General features: G+C 69.5%; 18 protein-coding genes. 8 read left to right on the forward strand and 10 right to left on the reverse strand.

The features are described 5' to 3' along the window. Positions 1 to 88 precede the first annotated feature (88 nt). Genes purB through GXN78_RS11425 form a run of 3 tightly spaced genes read right to left on the reverse strand, consistent with a single transcriptional unit; the run spans position 89 to position 3750 of the window. Positions 89 to 1477 carry an adenylosuccinate lyase gene (gene purB, locus GXN78_RS11415; protein ID WP_106556137.1) on the reverse strand — a complete coding sequence of 463 codons (1389 nt, stop codon included), beginning with the start codon at positions 1475 to 1477 and terminating at the stop codon, positions 89 to 91. 37 nt (positions 1478 to 1514) lie between these two features. Next, entirely contained in the window at positions 1515 to 2573 is a 1059-nt protein-coding gene (locus GXN78_RS11420; protein ID WP_106556136.1) for a M48 family metallopeptidase, read from the reverse strand. Between the two features lie 19 nt (positions 2574 to 2592). Continuing rightward, positions 2593 to 3750 carry a YjgN family protein gene (locus tag GXN78_RS11425; protein ID WP_106556135.1) on the reverse strand — a complete coding sequence of 386 codons (1158 nt, stop codon included), beginning with the start codon at positions 3748 to 3750 and terminating at the stop codon, positions 2593 to 2595. Positions 3751 to 3857: 107 nt separating this feature from the next. Here GXN78_RS11425 and GXN78_RS11430 point away from each other — a divergent pair, with 107 nt between their 5' ends. Then, positions 3858 to 4469, forward strand: coding sequence for a glutathione S-transferase N-terminal domain-containing protein (locus tag GXN78_RS11430; RefSeq protein ID WP_106556134.1), 612 nt, complete (start codon positions 3858 to 3860; stop codon positions 4467 to 4469). A gap of 380 nt (positions 4470 to 4849) precedes the next feature. Here the strand turns inward: GXN78_RS11430 and GXN78_RS11435 are convergent, their stop codons facing one another. Beyond that, positions 4850 to 5461, reverse strand: a complete 612-nt coding sequence (locus tag GXN78_RS11435) for a glutathione peroxidase (protein WP_106556133.1) — start codon at positions 5459 to 5461, stop codon at positions 4850 to 4852. 129 nt (positions 5462 to 5590) lie between these two features. Here GXN78_RS11435 and GXN78_RS11440 point away from each other — a divergent pair, with 129 nt between their 5' ends. Next, positions 5591 to 6448 carry a ferritin gene (locus GXN78_RS11440; RefSeq protein ID WP_106556132.1) on the forward strand — a complete coding sequence of 286 codons (858 nt, stop codon included), beginning with the start codon at positions 5591 to 5593 and terminating at the stop codon, positions 6446 to 6448. A gap of 53 nt (positions 6449 to 6501) precedes the next feature. Next, positions 6502 to 7446: an RNA polymerase sigma-70 factor gene (locus tag GXN78_RS11445; protein ID WP_106556131.1), complete on the forward strand. Its 945-nt coding sequence runs from the start codon at positions 6502 to 6504 to the stop codon at positions 7444 to 7446. 7 nt (positions 7447 to 7453) lie between these two features. Here GXN78_RS11445 and GXN78_RS11450 read toward each other — a convergent pair whose 3' ends face one another. The 3 genes from GXN78_RS11450 to GXN78_RS42190 all read right to left on the reverse strand — a co-directional run bounded on the left by GXN78_RS11450 (position 7454) and on the right by GXN78_RS42190 (position 12795). Next, positions 7454 to 8515: a septal ring lytic transglycosylase RlpA family protein gene (locus GXN78_RS11450; RefSeq protein ID WP_106556130.1), complete on the reverse strand. Its 1062-nt coding sequence runs from the start codon at positions 8513 to 8515 to the stop codon at positions 7454 to 7456. Continuing rightward, positions 8508 to 11309: a bifunctional [glutamate--ammonia ligase]-adenylyl-L-tyrosine phosphorylase/[glutamate--ammonia-ligase] adenylyltransferase gene (glnE, locus tag GXN78_RS11455; RefSeq protein ID WP_106556129.1), complete on the reverse strand. Its 2802-nt coding sequence runs from the start codon at positions 11307 to 11309 to the stop codon at positions 8508 to 8510. Before glnE ends, GXN78_RS11450 begins: the two co-directional genes overlap by 8 nt. Positions 11310 to 11451: 142 nt before the next feature. Continuing rightward, positions 11452 to 12795 carry a hypothetical protein gene (locus tag GXN78_RS42190; protein ID WP_343231025.1) on the reverse strand — a complete coding sequence of 448 codons (1344 nt, stop codon included), beginning with the start codon at positions 12793 to 12795 and terminating at the stop codon, positions 11452 to 11454. Here GXN78_RS42190 and GXN78_RS11460 point away from each other — a divergent pair. The 4 genes from GXN78_RS11460 (at position 12743) to GXN78_RS11475 (ending at position 19062) form a co-directional block, all read left to right on the forward strand. Next, complete coding sequence (locus tag GXN78_RS11460; protein ID WP_343231020.1) at positions 12743 to 15463, forward strand: YhdP family protein; 2721 nt, start codon at positions 12743 to 12745, stop codon at positions 15461 to 15463. The genes GXN78_RS42190 and GXN78_RS11460 overlap by 53 nt on opposite strands. Before the next feature lie 42 nt (positions 15464 to 15505). Next, on the forward strand, positions 15506 to 16321 hold the full coding sequence (locus tag GXN78_RS11465) for a carbon-nitrogen hydrolase family protein (RefSeq protein WP_106556127.1): 816 nt from the start codon (positions 15506 to 15508) through the stop codon (positions 16319 to 16321). 71 nt (positions 16322 to 16392) lie between these two features. Further along, positions 16393 to 18411, forward strand: coding sequence for an ATP-binding protein (locus GXN78_RS11470; protein WP_239142821.1), 2019 nt, complete (start codon positions 16393 to 16395; stop codon positions 18409 to 18411). A gap of 24 nt (positions 18412 to 18435) precedes the next feature. Next, positions 18436 to 19062, forward strand: coding sequence for a response regulator (locus GXN78_RS11475; RefSeq protein WP_106556126.1), 627 nt, complete (start codon positions 18436 to 18438; stop codon positions 19060 to 19062). 24 nt (positions 19063 to 19086) lie between these two features. Here GXN78_RS11475 and GXN78_RS11480 read toward each other — a convergent pair whose 3' ends face one another. The 3 genes from GXN78_RS11480 to GXN78_RS11490 form a co-directional block, all read right to left on the reverse strand. Beyond that, entirely contained in the window at positions 19087 to 21438 is a 2352-nt protein-coding gene (locus GXN78_RS11480) for a CHASE2 domain-containing protein (protein ID WP_106556125.1), read from the reverse strand. 20 nt (positions 21439 to 21458) lie between these two features. Further along, positions 21459 to 23108, reverse strand: a complete 1650-nt coding sequence (locus tag GXN78_RS11485) for a FecR domain-containing protein (protein WP_164255421.1) — start codon at positions 23106 to 23108, stop codon at positions 21459 to 21461. 61 nt (positions 23109 to 23169) lie between these two features. Continuing rightward, positions 23170 to 23886, reverse strand: coding sequence for a response regulator transcription factor (locus GXN78_RS11490; protein ID WP_106556123.1), 717 nt, complete (start codon positions 23884 to 23886; stop codon positions 23170 to 23172). Between the two features lie 265 nt (positions 23887 to 24151). On the opposite strand from GXN78_RS11490, the gene GXN78_RS11495 reads away from it, so the two are divergent. Then, a complete protein-coding gene (locus GXN78_RS11495; RefSeq protein WP_146163020.1) occupies positions 24152 to 24475 on the forward strand; it encodes a hypothetical protein in 324 nt (107 codons plus the stop codon). The last annotated feature ends 341 nt before the right edge of the window (positions 24476 to 24816 follow it).

The raw sequence follows: 24816 nt of genomic DNA on the forward strand, positions 1-24816 counted from the left end.
GGATCTGTCTCATGGGTTGCTGGCTTGCACCGACGCGAACGCGGCGCTGGCTGTCAAAGGTGAAGAAGAAGATGCCGGGAGCAGGCGACTAGAGGGTCTGCGCCCGCCGCGCCAGCTCGGCCGCCTTGCCGGTGTAGCTGCCCGGCGTCATGGCCAGCAGCCGTTCCTTCTCGGCATCGGGGATCTCGAGCGAACGGATCAGCTTGTGCAGCGCCTCGGCGGTCACCGTCTTGCCGCGCGTGACCTCCTTGAGCTGCTCGTACGCGCCCTGCACGCCGAAACGCCGCATCACGGTCTGGATCGGCTCGGCCAGCACTTCCCAGGAGGCCTCGAGGTCCTCGGCCAGCGCCTCCTCGTTGAGCTCCAGCTTGCCCAGGCCGGTCGCCAGGCTCGCATAGGCCAGCACCGCGTAGCCGAAGGCCACGCCGATGTTGCGCAGCACGGTGCTGTCGGTCAGGTCGCGCTGCCAGCGGCTGATCGGCAGCTTCTCGCTCAGGTGGCGCAGCAGCGCGTTGGCCAGCCCCAGGTTGCCTTCGGCATTCTCGAAGTCGATGGGGTTGACCTTGTGCGGCATGGTCGAGGAGCCGATCTCGCCCTTCTTGAGCCGCTGCTTGAAGTAGCCCAGGCCCACGTAGCCCCAGATATCGCGCGCGAAGTCGACCAGGATGGTGTTGATCCGCGCCACCGCATCGAAGAGCTCGGCCATGTAGTCGTGCGGCTCGATCTGGATGCTGTAGGGCTGAAAGGCGAGGCCCAGGCCCAGCGGCGCGGGCGTCTCGACCACCTTGCGGCTGAAGGCCTCCCAGTCGAACTCGGGCCAGGCCGCCATGTGGGCGTTGTAGTTGCCCACCGCGCCGTTCATCTTGCCCAGCAGCGCCACGCCGGCGATGCGCTCGCGCGCCTTGGCCAGGCGCACCGCCACGTTCGCGATTTCCTTGCCGACGGTGGTCGGGCTGGCTGTCTGCCCGTGCGTGCGCGACAGCATCGGCACCTCGGCAAAGCGGCCTGCCATCTCGCGCAGGGTGGCGATCAGGCCGTCGATCGCGGGCAGCACGACCTTCTCGCGCGCCGCCTGGATCTGCAGCGCGTGGCTGGTGTTGTTGATGTCCTCGCTGGTGCAGGCGAAATGCACGAACTCGGAGGCCGCGAGCAGCTCGGGCCGCGCCTCGAACTTGGACTTGATCCAGTACTCCACCGCCTTCACGTCGTGGTTGGTGGTTTTCTCGATCTGCTTGATCGCGACCGCGTCGGCCTCGGAAAAGTTGGTGACCAGGCCCAGCAGGTACTTGCGCGCGCCGCCGGTGAGGGGCTTGAACTCGGGGAAGCCGCAGTCCGACAGTGCGATGAACCACGCGACCTCGACCTGGACCCGGCGGTGCATGTAGCCCTGTTCGCTCATCAGCGGCCGCAGGGCCGAGAGCTTGGCCGCGTAGCGGCCGTCAAGGGGGGAGAGGGCGGAGACGGTGGAGAAACTCATGCCCTGAATTTTAGGTGCCGCCCCGGGGCCTTCAATCTCAGTTGGCCGCAGCCTCGCGGAAGAAGGCGATGCGCTCGGCCGTGGCCGGGTGCGAGGAGAAGGCCAGGCCGATGGCGTCGTCGTCCACCCCGGCGCGCTTCTGGCCGGCGCGCCAGCGCTCGATGGCCTCGAAGAAGGCGACCATGACGCGCGGCGAGATGCCGGCGGCGCGCATCAGCCGCACCGATTCGGCATCGGCCTCGCGCTCGGCATCGCGCGAGTAGCCGAGCGAGGCCAGAAGCACCGGCGCACTGCCGATCAGCGTGCCGTAATCACCAAAGGCCACCGACACCGCAAAGCCGATCGCCGAGGCCTGCACCAGCTGACGCATCGCGTGGCGCAGCCGCACATGGCCGAACTCGTGGCCCAGCACGCCGAGGACCGCGTCGGGGTCGCCCGGCAGCAGCTCCACCAGCTCGTCGGTCAGGATGATGGTGCCGCCCGGCAGCGCCAGGGCGTTGGGCCCGAGGCGCTTGTCGCGGGCGCGACGGAACTCCAGCTTCCAGGCCGGCGCGCCTTCCGGATGGGCAGCGTGGACCATCCGCGCGAAGGCGCGGCGCAGACGCTCCTGCTCTTCCGGGGCCAGCGTGCTGGGCGCCAGCAGCGACTGGTCGATGGATTCGAGCACCTCGGCGCCGATCATCGCGTCGACGCTGGTGGGCACCGCCGCGGTCACGCCGCGCGCGACCCAGGGCAGGCCCCACTGGTACAGGGCTGCGGTGGCAGCCAGCAGCAGCACCAGGGCCAGCGCCACACCGCGCCAGTTCTGCTGCGCGCGCACCACCCAGCTTTCGCCGCGGCCGAGTTGGGCCACCCAGGCGTCCCAGGCCGCGACATCGAGGGCCTGCACGCTGGCGCCTTGCGGCAACTGCAGCAGGCGGCCGCCGTGGCGCGTGCGCTCGGGCCAGCGCAGCGGTGCCAGCGGCACGCTGAACGCCGCGAAAGCTTCGCCGGGCGCCGGCGCGATGGTCAGCACGTCGCCCTGCGCGTGCAGGCGCGCGGCCTGGGGCCGGCTGCTGCGGCCGTCGAAGAAGCGGACCTCCAGGGCTGAGCTCATGCCGCCGGCCGTGCGGCGCTCACAAGCCGATGTCCAGCCCGAACAGATCGGCCGCCATGTCGCCGGTGGCGCCCGGATCCTCCCGTCCCGCCGCCTGGCTGAGCTGATCGAGCCCGATGCGGGTCTGCAGCTCGACCGCCTCGATCTGGGCGCGCCGCGTGTTCACCACCGCGAAGGGCCAGTAGAGGCCCAGCGTAAGGAAGATCAGCAGGTAGTTCCTGCACTGCAGCCCCATGTAGCTGCCGAACTTCAGGCGGCTGTCGAAGCGCAGCACCTCGTTGCCGGTGGTCGACCACAGCAGGTTCTGCAGCCGGACCTGCAGGTAGGACTTGGGCAGGATGTTGATGAGCAGGATCGCGCCGAAGCCCATGAGCGCCGCCACGACCACAAAGCCCGCGCCGGTGCCGCTCTTGCGCCCGATGAAGGCGAAGAGGCCGCCCGCCAGCAGCATGACTGCGAAGGCAACGAAGCTGATCCCGATGAGTTTGATGAAGATGCCGTAGAGCACACCCAGGTCGGCCTTGAGCTGGGTCTGCAGCGGGCCGATGGCGTAGTTGTCGTGCTGGTAGCGCCGCACGCGCCAGAGGAAATAGGGCAGCCCCGCCATGAAGGCCAGCATGCCCAGGCCGACCACGCCGGTGGCCAGCGCCGGCAGGGCGGGTGGCTTGCCTTCCACCGGCGCGCCGGCCATCGCCCCCACCAGGGCCACCGGCAGCAGGGCCAGCGCCAGGGGCGGCAGCATGCAGGCGTAGGCACCCGCGGTGTCGCCGGCGAAATGAAAGCGCAGGCCGCGCCAGCTGGTGTTGGCCAGCCGAAAGCGCATCGCCGCGCGGAACAGGGCCGGCCACAGCGCCACGAAGGCCAGCGCCGCCAGCAGTGCCGCCCAGCCCGAGAAGTTGCTGCCCACCGAATAGGCGATCAGGAAGCCGGCGGCGATCAGCGTGCCGCGCAGCATCTTGGCCGGCTCGCCGTGGAAGTCCAGCGCGTCGCCGCCGACCCAGGTGTTGCTGTAGAAGTACTTGAGCTTGCGCACCTTGGCCCAGGGCAGGTAGATGCCGAGGGTGAGGACGATGAGCAGCAGGTTCACGATCCAGATGCGGAAGTACTCGCTGCCGCTGGCCGTGAACTCGATCGGATGGCGCTCGGGCGCGGTATCTGCAGGCGCTTCTGTGACCATGTTCTCCTACCTTCTCCCTCGTTGGCTTGGATGCCGGATTCTGCACTGCGCGCCTTCCCCTAGAATCAAAACGCTACAACGACGACCCCCAGGGGGAGAGAGCCCGCATGAAACTGATCGGATCCGCAGCCAGCCCTTATGTGCGCAAAGTGCGCGTGGTCATGGCCGAGAAGCGGCTCGACTACCAGTTCGTGATCGAGGACGTCTGGTCCGACGACACGTCCATCGCCAGTTCCAACCCGCTGGGCAAGGTGCCCTGTCTGATCATGGACGGCAGCGAGGCCATGTTCGACTCGCGCGTGATCGTCGAGTACCTGGACACCCTGTCCCCGGTCGGCAAGCTGATTCCGCAGCCCGGCCGCGAGCGTGCCGAGGTCAAGACCTGGGAGGCCCTGGCCGACGGCGTGATGGACGCCGGCGTCCTCTGGCGCCTCGAGGCCACCTGGGCCCGCCGCGCCGACGGCGAGCGCAGCCAGGCCTGGATCGACCGCCAGCGCGCCAAGGTCGAGGCCGGCATCCGCGCCATGGCCAAGGGCCTGGGCGACAAGCCCTTCTGCAGCGGCATCCACCTGAGCCTGTCGGACATCTCGGTCGGCTGCGCGCTCGGCTGGATCGGCTTCCGCTTCCCCGATATCGACTGGCGCGGCGAGCACCCGAACCTCGGCAAGCTCTACGACAAGCTGATGCTGCGCCCCAGCTTCGCCGACACTGCCCCCTGAGCAGCCAGAACCTCCCAAAGCAAAAGCCCCGCACTGCGGGGCTTTTTGTTGGTGAACACCGCGGAACCGGCTTTGCCGGGCCGCCGGTGTTGCCCCCGGTAGGGGGTGGGCGGCCACACGAAGTGGGCCAACCTGGGGGCGAGATAAAGATGTTGCGAGGCGCCCCGAAACGAAGGAGGGAGGGAGGGAGGAGGAGAAGAATCGCCTCGGGATTTCGACCGGACGTCAGGCGTCCGGAAGGCCTCGCAACATGAAAAACGCTCGGGTTTTTGCACACCCGAACCGATAAGAGCCCGGCCCGCGCAGGCCGGTTCCCCGGCCAGTGGTAAGCGTTTGTGAACGAACCCCGCGCACTCGCCGCGCCGGCCAAATCCGCAGCCTCACTGCGGCCCGAGTTGCTTCTCCAGGTCGCGCACGAAGGCCCGGTCGTCCGGCGAGGTCATGCTCGAATACGACTCCACCACCTTGCCCTCGCGGCTGATCAGGTACTTGTAGAAATTCCACTTGGGCGTCGTGCCCGAGACCTGCGCCAGCTCCTTGAACAGGGCGTTGGCCTCCGCGCCGCGCACGGACGATTTGGCGAACATCGGGAACTTCACGCCGAAGGTGCTTTCGCAGAACTCCGCGATCTCCTTGTTGGAGCCCGTCTCCTGCGAGAAGTCGTTGGAAGGGAAGCCCAGCACCACCAGCCCGCGCGAGCGGTACTTGCTGTCCAGCGCCTCCAGGCCCTTGTACTGGGGCGTGAAGCCGCAGAAGCTTGCGGTGTTGACCACCAGCACCACCTTCCCCGTGTACTGGCACAGGGCCTGGGGTTTCTCGTCTTGCAGGCGGGGAAAGGTGTGTTGCAGGATGGGCGGGCAGCCGGCAGGGGCCGCCGTGGCGGCGGGCTTTGCGGCATCTTGGGCGCCCGCGGCCGCAGGCAGCAGGCAGACGGCCGCCGCGAAGGCCGCAAAAAAGGGAGCAACAAAAGGCCGTCGGAGGGGGCGTCGCATGGCGGTTTCCAAGAGTGAAAAAGGGGCTCGGCCGGGGCGGTGGCGCGGGCGTCTATACCGCATCATCGCGCGCTTGTCACGAGGGCGCCAAACCCCGCGTCTAAAATCGCGCGGTTCAGAAAGTCATTGATGCTCTACCCGGAACTTTTCAGACAGCTCGAATCCGTCCGCTGGGACATGGACAAGGACATTCCCTGGCAGTCCTTCGATGCGAGCCGCCTGTCGGAAGAACAGGCCCAGACCATCAAGATGAACGCCATCACCGAGTGGGCCGCCCTGCCCGCCACCGAGATGTTCCTGCGCGACAACCGCCACGACAGCGATTTCTCCGCCTTCATGTCGATCTGGTTCTTCGAGGAGCAGAAGCATTCGCTGGTGCTGATGGAATACCTCAAGCGCTTCAGCCCCCAGCACGCCCCCACCGAGCAGGAACTGCACGAGGTGCGCTTCGACTTCGACCCGGCGCCGCCGCTCGAGACCCTGATGCTGCATTTCTGCGGCGAGATCCGCCTCAACCACTGGTACCGCCGGGCTGCCGAGTGGCACACCGAGCCGGTCATCAAGCACATCTACACCACCCTGAGCCAGGACGAGGCCCGCCACGGCGGCGCCTACCTGCGCTACATGAAGCGCGCGCTCGAGAAGTTCGGCGACGAGGCCCGCGCCGCTTTCACCAAGGTCGGCGTGCTGATGGCCAGCGCCCGGCGCACCGCCCAGGCCCTGCATCCGACCAACCTGCACGTCAACAAGGCGCTGTTCCCGAACGACACCATCCAGAGCCGCGTGCCCGATCCGGACTGGCTGGAGCACTGGCTGGACAAGCAGATCAAGTTCGATGCCGTCTGGGAAAACAAGGTCGGCGAGCGCATCCTGCACAACCTGAGCCTGCTGATGAACCGCAGCTTCAAGACCGTGCAGGAACTCAACCGATACCGCAAGGAAATCTCGGCCACCCTCGGCCCCAGGGCCGAATACCAAGGCGCCTGAGCGCCCGCGGCGTGCGGCCGTCACAGGAAGGGCGGCCCGCCCGTCTCGTCGACATGGACGCCTCCACCCGCACCTTCAACCTCCACCGCAAGCGCCTGCTGGGCATTGCCTACCGCATGCTCGGCTCGCCGGCCGATGCCGAGGATGTGGTGCAGGACGCATGGCTGCGCTGGAACGACGCCACCGTCGACGCCCTGGACAACCCCGAGGCCTGGCTGGTCACGGTGGTCACCCGCCTGTCCATCGACCGCCTGCGCGCCGCCAAGCTGCAGCGCGAGCACTACGAAGGCCCCTGGCTGCCCGAGCCGCTCGTGGGCGAGGCGCCGGCCTCGCCCGAGCAGATGCTGGAACGCGCCGACAACATCTCCGTCGCCTTCCTGGCCGTGCTGGAGCGCCTCGCGCCCGAGGCGCGCGCGGCCTTTCTGCTGCGCGAGGTCTTCGACGCCGACTACGCCGACCTGGCCCGCACCCTGGGCAAGAGCGAGGCGGCCTGCCGCCAGCTGGTGCACCGGGCCAAGACCCAGATCCAGGACGAGCGCCCGCGCTTCGCGGTGGACCGCGATGCCCACCTGCGCCTGCTGCAAGGCTTCGCGCAGGCCGCCGGCAGCGGCGACATGCAGCGGCTGAAGGAACTGCTGGCGGAAGACGTCGAGCTGGTCGGCGACAGCGGCGGCAAGGTGCCCGCGTTCCGCAAGATGCTGCGCGGCGCCCAGCGCATCGCGCAGTACTTCCACGCCGTCCCCCGCCTGCTCGGCGAGGGTCTGCGGCTGGAGCTTGCCGAGGTCAACGGCGAACCGGGGCTGCTGCGCTTCTTCAACGGCGCCCTGGAGTCGGTGCAGACCATCGAGACCGACGGCGAGCGCATCCTGCGCATCCATACGCAGCGCAATCCGGAAAAGCTGGAGCGCGTTGCCGCGCGCTTCTCGGCGCGGGCCATCACGCGGGCCGAACTCGAGGCGCTGCGGACGGCCGCACCGCCCGAAGAAGACCCGGCCTGACTGCGTTTCAGCGCCGCTCGACGATCATCGGCGCCAGCTGCAGCCCGTTGCGCACCTGCTCGGCCGTGTCGCGCGCCTGGTCGCGCGAGGCATAGGGCCCGGCCTGCAGCCGGTAGGTGCCGCGCTCCGCGAACACGTTGAGCGCGCCGGCCAGCGCCGGCATGCTGCGGGCCACTTGCTGCTGGAAGCGCTCGACCCCGTCGCGCTGGCTGAAGGCGCCCAGCTGAACCCAGAAGCCCGATGTGGCCGCGGACAGCGACCTCGGCGCGGCTTCGTCGGTGGCGGCCGGTGCCGGTGCCGGTGCCGCCTCGGGCGCCAGCGGCGGCAGGGCGCCGAGCTCGCGCACCTCCGCGCGCGGCATGGCCACGACGGGCGAGGTCAGCGCCGCGGGTACGGCGACCGCAACAGCCTCGGACGCGATCGGCGCCGCGACGGGGCTCGCCGCCAGCGCCGTCGGCGGCACGCCCGGCGCCGCCTGCGCCAGCGCGGTGTCGCCGCGCCGCCAGGTGCCCGCGCGGATGTCCGCATTCGTGATGCGCTCGATCTCCACCGGCGCCACCCCGCGCAGCAGGTCGAGCTTGTAGGCCGCGGTGTAGCTCAGGTCGATGATGCGGTCCTCGTGGAAGGGTCCGCGGTCGTTCACCCGCACGATCACCTCGCGCCCGTTGGCCGGATTGCGCACGCGCACGTAGCTGGGCAGCGGCAGGGTCTTGTGCGCGGCCGTCATTGCGTACATGTCGTAGGGCTCGCCGCTGGCTGTGGATTGCGCGTGGAATTTGCGGCCGTACCAGGAGGCCAGCCCGGTCTCGCGCCATGGCCGGTCGTCGGTGATCGGCACGTAGGAGCGGCCCAGCACCGCATAGGGCTTGCTGGTGCCGCCGCTGCCGCGGATGGATTCGACGCGCGGTTCGGCATCGGCGACCTGGCCCAGGCCGGAGGGCGGGTTCGCGTCGGCGCCGTCGCGCCCGATGCCGGAGCCGCCGCGCGGCCCGCTGGCGCAGCCGGCCAGCAGCGCCAGCACCGCGCCGGCGACCAGCGCGAGAGCGCGCGTGCCGGCCGGGCTAGCCAAACACCGCCTTCCACAAGGCCAGCATGGCCTCGCGCTCGGCCGCGAGCGCGCTCATCGGCACCTGCGTCGGCTCTTCGTTGAGCCGAGCCCGGTGCTGCACGCGGCGCAGCTCGCGGTAAGCCGACGCGGCGTTGCGGCCGATGCCCTCGGGCAGCAGGCCCGCCTCCTCGGCGCGGATCAGCAGGGCGATATTGCCCACGTTCGGGATCAGCTCGCGATGCGTCTTCGCTTCCGACAGCACCAGGAACTGCACCGCGAACTCGGCATCGACCATGCCGCCGGGACTGTGCTTGACGTCGAAGCGGTCGGCCTTCACCGGCCGCGCGGCGCGCACCTTCTCGCGCATCGCGACGATCTCGGCTTTGAGCGCGTCTCGATCGCGCGGCGCCGTGATCACCGCCTCGCGAATGCGGTCGAAGCGACCGCACAGCGAGCAGTCGGCGCTGTCGTCGGGCCCCGTCGCCATGTCCACGAAGCGCGCTCGCGTCATGGCCTGGTGCTCCCAGGTCCATGCGGTGTTGCTGCCGCGGCCCAGCTGGTATTTCTCGTAGGCGTCGAAGCTGGTGGTGAGCAGGCCGGAGTTGCCGTTGGGCCGAAGCGCCGTGTCGATTTCGAACAGGTCGCCCTCGCGGGTCTTCACCGTGAGCCAGTTGATCAGCTTGCGCACGTAGGCCGCATAGACCTCGCCGGCGCGCTCGTCGTCGTCGTCGTAGACGAACACGATGTCCAGGTCGCTGCCGTAGCCGAGCTCCTTGCCGCCCAGCTTCCCGTAGCCGACGATCGCGAAGCGCGGCGCCTCGCGATGCGGGTTGCGCACCTGCGGCCAGCACCAGCGCGCGGTCAGGCGCAGCACCGCGTCGGCCAGGGCGCTCAGGTCGTCCGCCACCTGCTCGACCGTGATGTGGCCCTCGACGTCGCGCGCCAGCGTGCGGAACAGCTCCGCGTGGTGCGCGTGGCGCAGCAGGTTCAGCAGGCGCTCCTCGTCGGCCTCGCCGGTCTGGCGCAGCGCCAGGTGGCGCGCTTCCAGCTCGCGCTCGAACTCGGCGGCCGAGAAGCGCCCGGCCAGCATCTCGGGGCTGGCCAGCTCGTCGATCACGCCCGGGTGCTGCATCAGGTAGCGCGCCGGCCAGCGCGCCGAGCCCAGCAGGCGCAGCAGCCGCTCCTGCACCGCCGGCCGCTCGACCAGCAGGGCGATGTAGTTCTCGCGCCGCATCAGCGGCTCGATCCATTCGGCCCAGCGCAGCGCGCCGTCGATGTGGCGGGCGATCTGGCCCGCGGCATCGCCGTCGGGTTCGCGCAGCCACTGGCCGGTACGCTGAACCAGCTGGCGCAGGCGGACGCGGGTCTCGTCGCGCAGGGCCTGCACGCGCGGGCTGTCGGACCAGGCCTGGATGCGCTCGGCAAAGGGCGCAGGCAACTCCTCGATCAGGTCGCTCAGGTCGGCCGGCGCGGCACCGGCCGATTTGCCGTTGCAGCGCGTGCAGGGCTGCTTCTTGCCACCCAGCAGCTTGTCGAACTCCTGGGCCACGAACTCGCGATGCGCATCCAGCTGCGCCAGGAAGGGGCAGCACCCCTCGTAGCCCAGCGTGTGCGCGATCCAGCGCAGGTCCTCGTCCTGCACCGGCAGCACATGGGTCTGCTGGTCGTCCAGGTACTGGATGCGGTGCTCGACGCGGCGCAGGAACTCATAGGCCGCGGCCAGTGCATCGGCCGTTTCCTGCGGCATCAGGTTGGCGCGCGCCAGGCGCTGCAGGGCATCGAGCGTGGGCCGGGTGCGCAGCTCAGGGAACTGGCCGCCGCGCACCACCTGCAGCAGTTGGACGATGAATTCGATCTCGCGGATGCCGCCGCGCGAGAGCTTGACGTCGTTGGCGCGCTCGGGCCGTCCGGCGCTGCGGCGCGCGGCCTGCTCGCGGATCTGCCGGTGCAGGGTGCGCAGCGAGTCGAACACGCTGTAGTCCAGGTAGCGGCGGAAGACGAAGGGCAGCACCGCCCCGCGCAGCGCGTGGGCCGAGCCGTCGGCAATCGCGCCCTGCGGCGCCACCACCCGGCTCTTGAGCCAGGCGAAGCGCTCCCATTCGCGGCCCTGCACCTGGAAATACTCTTCCAGCGCGTCCAGCGAGACCACGCTGGGCCCCGAGTTGCCGTTGGGCCGCAGCGCGAGGTCGACGCGGAACACGAAGCCATGCTCGGTGGTGTCGCCCACCATCGCGTAGATGCGCTTGACGGCGCGCGAGAAGAATTCCTGGTTGGCCAGCCGCGCGCGCCCCTGCGCATCGCCCGCGGTCTCGCCGTCGTGGTCGTAGAGGTAGATCAGGTCGATGTCGCTCGACACATTGAGCTCGCGCGCGCCGAGCTTGCCCATGCCCACCACCCAGAGCTGGGCGCGCTGTCCCGTGGGGCCGGTCGGCGCGCCATGCTGCGTCTCGAGCTCGGCACAGGCTTCGCGGCAGGCGACGTCGAGGGCGAACTCGGCGAGCTCGGTGACGGCGGTGGTGACCACCGCCAGCGGTGCCTGCTGTTCGCAGTCCAGCGTGATCAGCCGCTCCATCACCAGCTGACGCACGATGCGCAGCGCATCGGCCACGCTGTCGCCGCGCTCGCGCAGCGCGGCGTAGGCCTGCGCCATGCCGGGACGCCGCGGTTCGCCGGCCGGCAGCAGCGCCAGCTCGCCGGCATAGCGGCGCCGCAGGCGTTGCACGAAACGCGAGGAGGCCGCGAGCGGCGGCACGTGCGGCGCATCCGCTGCGCCGGCCTGGGTATCGGTGGAACCCGTTGGGAGGCTCGCAGTCATAATTCCCGTCACAGCGCGATCCTCAATGAACGACACGACGTCTTCCCCTTCACGTCTGCTCAAGATCACCGCTGTGGCGGCACGCTGGTTGTTGGGTTTGCTGATCGGTGCATGGCTGCTGCTTGCGCTGTCAGTTCTAGTCCTACACGCGTGGATTGTGCCGCGAATCGGCGACTACCGTGGCGCGCTCGAGGCGCAGGCCAGCAAGGCCATCGGGGTACCGGTGCGCATCGGCTCCATCACGGCCAAGGGCGGTACCCTGTTTCCGAGCTTCGAGCTGCGCGAAGTGGTGCTGCACGACTCCCAGCAGCGCGAGGCCCTGCGCCTGGCACGGGTGGTGGCCAGCGTCTCGCCGCGCTCGCTGTGGCGCCTGAACTTCGAGCAGCTCTACATCGAGAATCCCGCGGTGGAAGTGCGACGCGATGCCGCCGGCAAGCTGCACGTGGCCGGCCTCAGCATGGACACCGACACCACCGGCGAAGGCCGCGGGGCCGACTGGTTCTTCGGCCAGCGCGAGTTCGTGATCCGGGGCGGCACCGTGCGCTGGACCGACGAGAGCCGCGGCGCCCCGCCGCTTTTGCTGTCCGACGTGCAGTTCATCGCCCGCAACGGCCCCCGCAGCCACACGATGCGCCTCGACGCCACGCCGCCGGCCGGCTGGGGCGAGCGCTTCAGGCTGCTCGGCGCCTTCCGCCAGCCCCTGCTGTCGGTGCGCACCGGCAACTGGCACAGCTGGGACGGCGTGGCCTACGCCGAGCTGCCGCGCATCGACATCCGCCAGCTGGGCCAGTACGTGACGCTCGACGCCCGCATCCGCGAAGGCAATGGCGCGCTGCGGGTCTGGGCCGATGTCGACGACGGCCAGATCGCCGGCGGCACGGCCGACCTGGCACTGCTGAGCGTGGACGCCTCGCTGGGCAAGTCGCTCGAGCCGCTGGTGCTGCGCGCCGTCACCGGCCGGCTGGCCGGGCGCATGACGCCGGAGGCCCTGGAGTTCTCCACCACCGACCTGCAGTTCCAGACCCCCGACGGCATGCGCTGGCCGGGCGGCAACCTCTGGTTCCAGCACCTGCCTGCGAAGGGCCGGATCGCCGAGCGCGGCGCGTTGCGCGCCGACCGGCTCGACCTGGCGGCGCTGGCCATGATCGCCGACCGGCTGCCGCTGGACGACAAGGCCCGCAAGACGATCGACGACCTGGCGCCGCGCGGCCTGATCGAGCGCATCGATGCGAGCTGGCAGGGCGCCCTGGGCGCGCCCGAGAGGTACCAGGCGCGTGGCCGCGTCAGCGCCTTCGGTGTCGCTTCGCAGGCCGCCGTCGAGACCGCGCCCGCAGCCCCGCCGGCCCCGCGCCGCGTTCCTCCGCCCGCTGCGGCGGCGCGCAGCGGCAGCGCCAACACCGCCGGCCGGCGCGCCTGGCATCCGCGGCGCCACCATCGACTTCGACGCCACCCAGGCCGGCGGCAGCGCCGCCTTGACCATCGCCAACGGCGCACTCGACTTCCCGGGCGTCTTCGAAGACCCGGTGATCCCGATCGACCAGCTGTCCGCCCAGCTCGTGTGGAAGGTCGACGGCGACAAGTCCCAGCTGCAGGTCTCGGGCCTCCGGTTTGCCAACGCCGATGCCGAGGGCGAGGCGCAGGCCAGCTGGCGCACCAGCGACCCCGCCAGCTCCAGCAGCCGCTCGCGCTTTCCCGGCGTGCTGGACCTGCAGGGCAAGCTGACGCGCGCCGACGGCACCCGCGTGTTCCGCTACCTGCCGCAGCACATCCCGAAGGAAACGCGCGACTATGTGCGCGACGCGGTGCAGAAGGGCATCGCCAGCGCGGTGGACTTCAAGGTCAAGGGCGACCTGTGGGACATGCCCTTCAAGGACCCCAAGCGCGGCGACTTCCGGATCGCCGCGCGCGTGGCGGACGTGCAGTACGCCTACGCGCCGCCGGTGGCCGGGTCGAGCAAGAACTGGCCGGCCCTGACCGGCCTCTCCGGCGAGCTGGTTTTCGAGCGCTCGGGCATGCAGGTGCGCAATGCCCGCGGGCGCCTCGCGGGCGCGCCCGGCATCGAGGTCCTCAAGGCCGAGGCCCAGATCCCCGACATGGACCACCATGCGCCGCTGCTCAAGGTCGACGCTCAGGCCAAGGGCCCGCTGGCCGAACTGCTGCGCGCCGGAGCGCCGCTGGCGGGCGAGGCCGGCCCCACGCTGGCGAGCGCCCGCGCCACCGGCAACGCCGACTACCGGCTGCGCCTGGAGCTGCCGCTGGCCGCCATGGACAAGGCCAAGGTGCAGGCCAGCGTCGCGCTGGCCGACAACGACATCCAGATCCTGCCCGAGACCCCCACCCTGGGCCAGGCGCGCGGCACGCTGAACTTCACCGAAGGCGGCTTCTCGCTGGCCGGCGTGCAGGCGCGCGCGCTCGGCGGGGCCGTGCGCGTCGAGGGCGCGGGCCGCTGGGGCGCCACGCAGGAGCTGAGCCTGCGCGCCCAGGGCAGCGCCAGCGCCGAGGGCCTGCGCGCGGCGCGCGAGGTCGACTGGCTCGCGCGCCTGGCCAAGCACGCCACCGGCAGCACGCCCTACACCGCGTCCTTCTCGATGCGCGACGGCGCCTCCGAGTTCTCGCTGGCCAGCAGCCTGCAGGGCCTGGGCCTTCAGCTGCCCGCGCCGCTGGCCAAGCCGGCCGAAGAATCGATGCCGCTGTCGATCGAAAAGAAGATCGTGCAGCGCGAGACCCGCGCGAGCGGCGCCCCGCTGCTGCAGGACCGGTTCTCGATCGAACTGGGGCGCGTCGGCTCGGCCTCCTACGTGCGCGACATCTCCGGCGGCGAGGCCCGGGTGCTGCGCGGCGGCATCGGCATCGGCCTGTCCGCGGGCGAATCCGCGGCCGCGCCCGAGCGCGGCGTGCTCGCCAACATCCAGCTCGCGCGCATCGACGTGCCGGCCTGGCAGGCCCTCTTCGGCGACACCACCGGCAAGCCGGCCGAAGCGAGCGAGGGCGGCGACGATGCCTCGTCCTACCTGCCCACCATGCTCGTGGTGCGGGCCAAGGAGTTGGCGGTCGGCGGGCGCACGCTGCACGACGTGGTGATGGGCGGCACCCGCGAGGGAACGCTCTGGCGCGCCAACATCGACGCCGCCGAGCTCAACGGCTACGCCGAGTACCGCAGTGCCCAGGCCGGGCGGCTCTATGCGCGGCTGGCGCGGCTGAAGATCGCGCCGAGCACCGCCACCGCGGTCGAATCGCTGCTGGACGAGCAGCCGGGCGACCTGCCCGCGCTGGACATCCAGGTCGACGACTTCGAGCTACTGGGCCGGCGGCTGGGCCGGGCCGAGATCGATGCCGTGAACCGCGGCGGCGCCGGGCGCGAATGGCGGCTCAACAAGCTGAGCTTCACGACGCCCGAAGCCAGCTTCACGGCGCAGGGCGCCTGGGCCGCCGCGCCCGCGGGAAGCGGCAGCGCGCGCGGGCGCGGCGAGCCGCGCCGCACCACCATGGACTTCAAGCTGGACATCACCGACGCCGGCGGCCTGCTCGGGCGCTTCGGCATGAAGGACGTGGTGCGCGCCGGCCGCGGCCGCCTCGAGGGCCAGGTGCACTGGAGCGGCTCGCCCTTCGCGCTCGACTACCCCAGCCTGGGCGGCCAGCTGAAGGTCGACGTCGAGGCCGGCCAGTTCCTCAAGGCCGAGCCCGGCATCGCCAAGCTGCTCGGCGTGCTGAGCCTGCAGGCGCTGCCGCGGCGGCTCACGCTCGACTTCCGCGACGTGTTCAGCCAGGGCTTCAGCTTCGACTTCCTGCGTGGCGACGCCAAGATCAACCAGGGCGTGGCCAGCACCAACAACCTGCAGATGAAGGGCGTCAACGCCGCGGTGCTGATGGACGGCTCGGCCGACATCGCGCGCGAGACGCAGGCGCTGCGCGTGGTCGTGGTGCCCGAGATCAACGCCGGTACCGCCGCACTGGTGGCGACCGCGATCAACCCCGCGATCGGCCTGGGCACCTTCCTCGCGCAGATGGTGCTGAGCCGCCCGCTCATCGCCGCCACCACGCAGGAGTTCCAGATCGACGGCACCTGGGCCGATCCGAAGATCGTCAAGGTGCCGCGCCGCCCGCGGACGGAAGCGCTGGGCACGCCGGCTGCGCCCGCGCCCGCGGTACGCTGACGAACGACGAACCACGCGCACAAGAGAAAGACGGAGCCCCTCATGAAAGTCGCCGCCATCCAGATGGTCTCGGCCATCGCACGCGAAGCCAACCTCGCCCGCGCCCATGCGCTGCTGGGCGAAGCCGCCGCCGGTGGCGCCGAGCTGGCCGTGCTGCCCGAGTATTTCTGCATGATGGGCGCGCGCGACACCGACAAGCTGGGCCTGCGCGAGACCGCCGGCGCCGGCACGGTGCAGGGCTTCCTGGCCGACGCCGCGCGCGAGTTCGGCCTGTGGATCGTCGGCGGCACGCTGCCGCTCGAGACCGGCGACGAGACCCACGTCTTCAACAGCTCCCTGGCCTATTCGCCGGACGGCGAGCAGGTGGCGCGCTACGACAAGATCCACCTCTTCTTCTACGACAACGGCCGCGAGCGCTACGACGAGCGCCGCGTGATCGCGCCCGGCACCGAGCCCGTCTGTTTCGACCTGCCCTCGCGCGACGGACATCGCTGGCGCATCGGCATGAGCGTGTGCTACGACCTGCGCTTTCCCGAGCTCTACCGCGCGCTGGCCCGACGGGGCGCCGAGCTGCTGCTGGTGCCCAGCGCTTTCACCCACACCACCGGCTCGGCCCACTGGGAGGTGCTCTTGCGCGCCCGCGCCATCGAGAACCTCTGCTGGGTGGTGGCGCCCGCCCAGGGCGGCACCCACGAGAACCGGCGCCAGACCTGGGGCCAGTCGATGGTGGTGAACCCGTGGGGCGAGGTGGTGGCGCAGCGTGCCGTCGAGGAGGGCGTGGTGAGCTTCGAGCTCGACGCCCAGCAGATCGAGCGCGCGCGCACGCAGCTGCCGGCGCTTTCGCATCGCGTGCTCTGAAATACCTTCTGAAGCCGGTGTCCTCGACCACGCTGCCCATCGCAAGAACGGTCCGCGGGGCCTTTGCCGGCCTGCGCTCGCTGCGCAGGCTGCATTCGCTGTGGCAGCGCTGGTTCCTGTGGGTGATCCTGGCCGTGCTGGTGATCGCGCTCCTGGCCACCGTGGTGTGGCTGGCCGGTCGCCACGAGGTCGAGCAGGTGCAGACCGCGCTCGACCGCGACACCGCCGATGCCGTGTCGGACCTGCGCAGCGGCCTGCAGCGCAATGCCCAGAGCCTGCGCGCCTCGCTGGCCAACGGCATGAACCGCGAGCGCTGGCCGACGGAGGCCGCGGCGCTGCTGCGCGAGCATCGCGAATGGCTGCGCGTCGAATGGCGGGACGCCGCGCTGCGTCCGCTGGCAACGGTCGACACGCCCTACCGCCAGCGGTTGTTCGACGACAGGAGCCGCGGCCCGGACCAGTCCGACGTCGCGCTCGCCTGCGCCGCCGCGCGCAAGGCCGGCGCGTCGGCCTACTCGCCGAGCCACTATGTCCCCTTCGTGCCCAGCGGCGGCCTCGAAGTGATGGAGCTGTGCCTGCCGGTCGACGGCGGCGGCTACCTGGTGGCCACCTATTCGCTGCGCGACACGCTGATCGAGCTGGTCGCGCCCACGCTCACGCGCGGCCAGGAAGTCGCCTTCACCGAGGCCGACGGCACGCGCCTGGTCGCCGTCGGCGCGGCGCGCCGCGTGGGCACGCGCGTCTTCACCGCGCAGCAGCTGGTCGACCTGCCCGGCACCGCGTTGATGCTGCGCGTGGACGGCTGGCGTGCCGCGCCCGACCTCTTTCCCAACCTGCTGACAGCGCTGGTCACGGCGATCTCGATCGCGCTGGTGTCGGTGCTGGTGCTGCTGGCGCGCGACACGCGCCGCCGCCTGCGCGCCGAGCACGACCTGGCCGACGCGCTGGCCTTCCGCAAGGCGATGGAGGACTCGGTCATCACCGGCCTGCGCGCACGCGACCTGCAGGGCCGCATCACCTACGTCAACCCGGCCTTCTGCGAGATGGTGGGCTTCAACGCCGAGGAGCTGATGAACCACGTCGGCGACGTCCCTTACTGGCCGACCGAGCTGGCGCAGGAATACCGCCAGCGCCAGGCCCTGCGCATGGCCGGCGGCGTGCCGCCGCGCGAGGGCTTCGAATCGGTCTTCATGCACAAGGACGGCCGGCGCTTCCCGGTGCTGATCTTCGAGGCGCCGCTGATCAACGCGCAGCGCGCCCAGACCGGCTGGATGAGCGCCTTCATCGACATCAGCGAGCAGCGCCGCATCGAGGAGCTCTCGCGCGCCAGCCAGGAGCGCCTGCAGGCCAGCGCGCGGCTGGCAACCGTGGGCGAGATGGCCTCCCTGCTGAGCCATGAGCTGACCCAACCGCTGGCCGCCATCGCGAGCTACGCCAGCGGCTCGCTCAACCTGCTGCGCGGTGCCTCCGGCGGCGACCACGGCGATCATGGCGAGGTCGCGATGGCCGTGCGCCGCATCGCCGAGCAGGCCGATCGCGCGGGCCAGGTGATCCGCAGCGTGCACGACTTCGTGCGCCGCCGCGACCGCATCCGCGAGGCGGTCGCGCCGCACACCCTGATCGACGCCGTGCTGCCGCTGGTGCGCCTGCAGGCGCGCAAGCTCGGCGTGCGGGTCGACGTGCACTACGAGGAGCGCCTGCCGCGCGTGCTGTGCGACCGCACGCTGGTCGAGCAGGTGCTGCTGAACCTGGCGCGCAACGCCATGCAGGCCATGGACCTGCCCGAGCTGAGCGAGCGCGTGCTGCACATGCGCGTGGCGCGCGCCCGCGCCGTCGGCGAAAGCGGCGACACGCCCGACAAGGCCGACGTGCGCCGCTGGGTCGAGTTCTCGGTGGCCGACCGCGGTGCCGGCATCAGCGAGGAGGTGGCGGCGCGGCTCTTCACGCCCTTCTTCACCACGCGGCCCGACGGCATGGGCCTGGGCCTCAGCCTGTGCCGCACGGTGGTCGAGCAGCATGGCGGCGCGCTGGTGTTCGAGCCGCAGCGGCCGCGCGGCACGGTCTTCCGATTCACGCTCCCTGCGGCATGAAACTGCCTTGAGCTCTTACCTGCGATGCAACCCTTGATCGATGCCCTGATCTTCATCGTCGACGACGACGCCAGCGTGCGCGAAGCGCTGGCCTGGCTGCTGCGCTCGCGGCGGCTCGTGAGCGAGCAATACGCGAGCGCGGAGGACTTCGAGCTGCGCCTGGCCGAGGGCCCGCTGGCCGATCAGCCGCACTGCCTGCTGCTCGACGTGCGCATGCCCGGCATGAGCGGGCTGGTGCTGTTCGACCGGCTGGCCGAGCGCGGCCTGCTCGAGGTGCTGCCGGTGATCTTCCTGACCGGCCATGCCGACGTGCCCACCGCCGTCGATGCGGTCAAGCGCGGTGCTTTCGATTTCTGCGAGAAGCCCTTCTCCGACAACGCGCTGGTCGACCGCATCGAGCAGGCACTCGGCGGCTCGCTGCGCGCGGTGGAGGCGCAGCGCGCACGACGCCTGCTGCTGCGCCGCGTCGAGGAACTGACGGAGCGCGAGCGCGAGGTGATGCGGCGCGTGGTCGAGGGCCTGCCCAACAAGCTGATCGCCGATCAGCTCTCGATCAGCGTGCGGACGGTGGAGGTGCACCGGGCGCGGGTGTTCGAGAAGATGGAGGTCAAGTCGGCGGTGGAGTTGGCGAATCTGTTGAGGGACGTTTGAAGACTGCCGAGTCGGCTCCGCACGTCAAGGAAGCTCATCGCGCGGAAGCACAAGCCGAAAAGCACTGCCGTGCCCTGGTGTGCTGTCGAGCAGCACCTTGCCGCCGTGCCGTTGCGCCACAGTTTTGACGAAGGCCAGCCCAAGCCCCGCTCCGTCGATGTCGGCTGCGGCGCTGCCCCGAATGAACGGCTCGAACACCTGAGCCCGGAGTTCTTCTGCGATGCCGGGCCCTTCATCCCTCACCAGCACGGCCCATGCGCGGGGATGCGGTTCGACCGCGCAGACGATCGACGAGCCCGCCGGCGAGAACTTGAGCGCGTTACCCAGGAGATTGTTGATTGCGCGGGCAATGAGCTCGCGGTTGATCAGGCTGTGCGCCTCCTCCGGTGACGGCGCCATCGTCACGCGTATCCGGTGCCGGCGCGTCGCCTCCCACGCGTCATCCACGCACTCGAGCAGCACATCCACGAGGTTGTAGCGCTCGAAGTGATAGTTGTACGACTGGGCACGGACCAACTGGGTGAAGTCATCCGCCAGCCCCAGGGCCTTCTTCGCGTGACGCTCGATGCGCTCGTGGAACTGCTCCTGCGGCATCGCGGAGGGGTTCTGTCGCTGCAGATTCAGCAGCGTGAGAACGGAGGCGAGCGGTGCGCGCATGTCATGGCTGAGAAAGCGCATGGCGTGGTCGCGCTGGCGCTGCGCCTGGCGGATCTGGGTCACGTCGATGAGCGAAAGAATCCAGCCCAGGTGCTCGCCGGAGCCGCTGAACGAGGGCGCCCGCTTGACCAGCAGGTCGCGCTCCCGGCCATCGTGCGCCGCGGTGCTGCCCGCCGTGGGCGGGCCGGCAAAGATCGCCGGGATCACGACGGGTTGGCGATCCGCCTGCGACAGCACATCCTTCATCAGCGTCGCGGCCTTTGCGCCCCGCAGCATCTCGCCCGAAGCGGCCTCGAAGTGCCGGGCCGCAGCGGCGTTGGCCAGCAGCACGGTCCCATTTCTGTCGCACACGAGCGTCGCATCGGGCAGGCCTTCCAGGCTATCGCTCACGAAGCGGTGCAGGTTGCTCAGTTGCTCGGCCACCTGCCGGAGCGCATGGATGCGACGCCCCAGGAAATCGCCCGATGCGGCAGTGCCGGGGGACATGGCCACCAAGCGGCCGTTGCTGTGCAGGCGGCTGAATTCGTCCATGAGGTAGCGCGTGGAGGCGTCCAGCTTGCGCCAACTCCACAAGGCATAGTTCGCCCCCAGGGCGAGCATCCCTGCTGCCGGCCCGAATTGCAGGCCGAAGCCTGCGGCAGCGGCCGCTGCCGCAGGCAGCGCCACCATCAGTCCAAGGGTCAACAACAGCGCAGGCAACGGGCCGATGAAGGCCATGCCCGCGAGACCCAGCAGTGCAGGGAGGATGTTGAGGGCTGCGTTGAGCCATCCAGGCAACCGGGTGATGCTGCGTCGGCTCTCCAGGCTGTCGAGCACGTTGGCGGAGAATTCGGCCCCGGACATCAGCTTCGAGCGTCTGCCCGAAACGGGCGTGGCGTACAGCTCGCCTGTGCCCGCGGCGGTGGCCCCGATCAGCACATGCTTGCCCTTGAAGGTTCCCGGGGCGACAGCGCCGTCCAGCACGTCGACGTATGACACCTGCGGGAAATGTCCGGGCGGTCCGGCGAAGGGCACGATCATCTTGCGCGAACGGTGCCAGGCAGCGATGGGGTCCGAGTTCGCTGTTTCTGCCTCGGACGCCCGTTCCTCGGGGGCGGCCACGGGCTCAGGCCGCCCGCCGGCGCCGGCCGTGCGCATGGCAACGCTCAAATGGTCCCATGCCCGATCGCCGAAGCCCTCGCGCAAGTACACGCTGCGGGCGATGCCGTCGTCATCGACTGCGATGTGCACATGCCCAAGACGTCTTGCAGCGCGCCGCAGCGCAGGGATCGGCTCGACGACAAAGGGCGCTCCGTTCAGGCTTTGCATCATCAGCGGCAGCACCACCTTGCCGCTGCGCGACACGGCGGCGGCGAGCGCAGCATCATCGCCGGGAAAGCGCTCATCCGCTTCGGTCAGGAGCACGTCCAATCCGATCGCCTGCGGCGCATCCTTGTCGATGCGGTCGATCAGCTCGGCGTGGAAGGATCGCCGCCACGGCCATCGTCCCAACGCGGCAATGCTCTTGTCGTCGATGCCGACGATGATCACGTCGCCGCGATCGACCTCGTGCCCCTGCAGGGACATCAGCGTGTCGTGGAAGAGCCGGTTCGGCGCCTGCAGCCACCCGGAATGCTCCAGTGCGAGCACCAGGCCGACGGCAATCATCGAGAACGTCAACCATTCGGTCCAGCGCGTGGGCAGGCGAAGCGGTGCGGCGTCGACGATCTTGCTTTGCACGAGAAACTGCCTCCGGAACGCTACTGCCGGCCGACAGGATTGCCGCCAGCGTCGCGGACGGCGCCGCCGCTGGCGTCGCGCAGCACCGCACCGATCCGCACGACCTGCGGTGGAGAGAAGCTGCCGGCCTCGCCGTCGGGTGCAATCGCCTGAATCCGCACGTGGTAGGTGCCCGGCGCCAGGTCCGCCAGACGCAGGGATGCCTCCGACCGCGTGTCGGCAAACACGAGGTCGGCAAAGTCCTCGCCGCGCGAGACCTGAACGAGATAGCGGTAGCCTGCCTGGGCGGACCAGTAGACCTGCAGCGCGCCGTCGTCGCTGCTCGCCTTGGGCGGTGGCGCTGCCGGAGGCGGCTCGACCACCTCGAAGGCCCGGCTGCCGCTGAAGGGGCCCTGGTCCTGCGTCCCGTCCGGCGTCGCCCCCACGGATGCCACGCGCCAGAAGTACCGCCCACGCGGCAGCAAGGCCGAATGCCGGCACTCGGTGAGTGCCGAATCGTCGATCAGGAGCGTCTGGAAGCTTTCGTCGCTCGCGACCTGCAACCTGAAGCGCCGAACGCCGGCGGGCTGCGCGCAGCTGAACTCGACCACACGGCCGATGACCTGGTCTCCAGGTGCGGGTCGCTGGGACAGCGGCGCTACCGGACGCGCCTTGACCCGCAGCTTGCGCGTGCTTTCACGGCCCGAGAGGCCCGAATCATCCATGGCGCGTGCGCCGACCACGTAGTCGCCATCCTCGAGGCCGGCGAACTGCGCTGCGGCTCCTGTGGACACACCATTGCGCACGATCTGCTCCATCGCCGGATCCCTGGAGATCCGGATGCGGTAGGCGGCAATGCCGGGAACGGCAGGAAGCGGCAGGCGGACGAAATCGATGTCGGTCACCGTGTCGGGCAGCGCCACCAAGTCAGGCGCTTCCGGCAACGAGCGCACCGGTCCCATCACGCCAGCGCTGCTCACGCGCGCACCCTGTCCCTCTCGCAGCCTGTGCTGCCGGCTACCCTGCTTGCCGTGCAGGCTCTTCAGGTCGACAACGCCCTGCGTGACCTCACCGGTGATGCCGGCGTCGGGTTGCATGGCGACGCCGAATTCGGTGCCGCGGACGCTGGCCACTGCCAGCGGCGTCCGGATCTCGAAGCGGCTGGCCTTGTTGCGCTGCGGACGCGCCGAGGCGTCCACCCGGCCCGCTTCCAGCTGGATCAGGGTATCGCTGGACTGCGAGGCGTCCTGCCGTCGCACCCTGACCAGTCGGACCTGCGAGTTCGCGGGGATGCGCACCGTCGAGCCATCGCTCATCTGAAGCCGCACATAGCCATCGGCGCCCACCTCGATGCGCGTGCCCTCGCCCAGCCGTGCGCCTGACTGCAGGAACTGCGCCTGTGCGCCGTGCGGCGGGACCTGGCGAACTCTGCCCGCGACGTAGCTCGCCGTCGCAAAAGTCGAGGCGGAGGCCAGCAGCGCAGCGGGAATGCGCACTCGACTGCCCAAGGCGATGCGATGCGGATCGGCGATGCCGTTGTACTGCTGCAATTGAAGCCAGCTGTCGGAGCGGCCCGTGTACCGAGCGGCAAGAGCGAAGAGCGTTTCTCCCGGCTGCACCGCATGCACGACGTCGGACCATTGCGCCGTAGCCTGCGACAGCGCCAACCCGGCGTGCAGTGCCACATGCACGCTGACGATCCATCGCGCGAAGCGAATGCCCGCCCGACGGCTTGCGGCGCCCGCCGCAGGCTCAGCCGGCACTGCTCTCATCGGTGCCGAGGGACTCGAATCGATACCCCTGCCCGTAGATCGAGGCCAGGCGGTAGCCGCTCTCCGGTCGCAGGCCGAGCACCTTGCGCACGCGCGAGACGTGCGTGTCCAGAGAGCGCGACATCAGATCGGTTCCCGGCGGATTGCTCGCGCCCCAGATCGTCTCCAGCAGGTGCTGCCGCGAAACAAGACGCCCCGGGTTGCGAAACAGGAACAAGGCGAGATCGAACTCCTTCTGCGTCAACGCAACGGGACTGCCGTCGATTTCCAGTTGCCGATTGGCAAGCAAGAAGCGGTAGCGCCCCCAGACCTGCTCGTCGGGCTGCGACTCCGAGTAGGCGCGTCGCAGCAGCGCGCGCACCCGAGCGGCCAGCTCGCCGACCCGCATGGGTTTGACCATGAAGTCGTCCGCTCCCGCTGCCAGCCCCTCGATGATGTCGCGCTCTTCATGGCGGTTGGTCACGAACAGAACGGGGATACGGTCGCGCAGATTGGTTCGGACCCAGCGAACGATCTCCGGCCCCGTGATGTCGGGCAGGTGCCAGTCCAGAACGAGGAGATCGAAGGTCTCGCGTTGCAACGCGCGGCGCAACGCAGCCCCTTCGGCAAAGACATGGCAGTCATGCCCGACGGCCTGCAAGGTGCACTTGACGAGATCCAGCTGATCGACATCGTCGTCCAGTGCCGCGACTCGCATTTTCTTCTTCAACCTTCTACTGAGTGCCCGGCGCCGACTGCCGGGTTTTGCTAAGCGACGAAGTGTACGGCGGCCCACCAAGCTGGTTCGGGCGCGGAATGTCAAGCAATGTCAATTCGCTCCGCCTTTTGCCGCAAGCACCGGGCGGCGCAGGCCTTCGAGCTCCATGGTCCCGTCTTGCGCGCGCCAATTCTCAGGCATTGTCAACTCGATTGCGAAGCACAAACCCCGTCATTACATTCGCGCTCCAACCTCAATGCAACGCATGAACAAGTCACACAGAACGCCAGGCAACGAAGGCCTCGTCGGGTCATTTCCACAACCTATCGAATTGCTGCGACGTCTGGCGAACGCAAGACTGCCCGTTCATGTCGTGGACCACGCCGAGATCGAAACCTTGAGGATTCTGAAGCTGGGCGGTTCGATCAAGGCGGCCATTCCTGATGCGACGCGCATACCGGGCGGGCTCGCCCCATCGCAGGGGCAGGTGCCTGCAACGGTCGACGAAATCACAGGGGTCGGACGCAGCCTGCTCGACGTTTTCGCAAGGCGTCCAACGCGGATGCACCCGCGTGTGCAGTGCCTGTAATCGCAAGACACATCGTGTCCAAGGGACCCGATGACCGGCATCTTCGATCAGCCGTCCGATCTATGTTGGAAATAAAGCACATGCCCCTTCGGCAGGGGTTTTGGGCCACCTTTTCATTACAAGTAATTAAATTTTAATAAGTATTTACTACTTCAAAAAGCGCAAAAGTTCTCTTATTGACCTCCGCGCGCCGACCTCGCTTCGAGCGGCGTGCGAATGGGAAATGTCAAACATTGTCAAACGCGCCGCCAGCACTCTTGCGGCACGCCATTTACCTTAACATTTAGGAGAAAATATTTGTTTCTTTCGTAATAGTTAATAACATTGTTTACAAGCCGGGG

Origin of the sequence: Variovorax sp. WS11 (assembly GCF_010499245.1) — a bacterium.
Lineage (GTDB): Bacteria > Pseudomonadota > Gammaproteobacteria > Burkholderiales > Burkholderiaceae_C > Variovorax.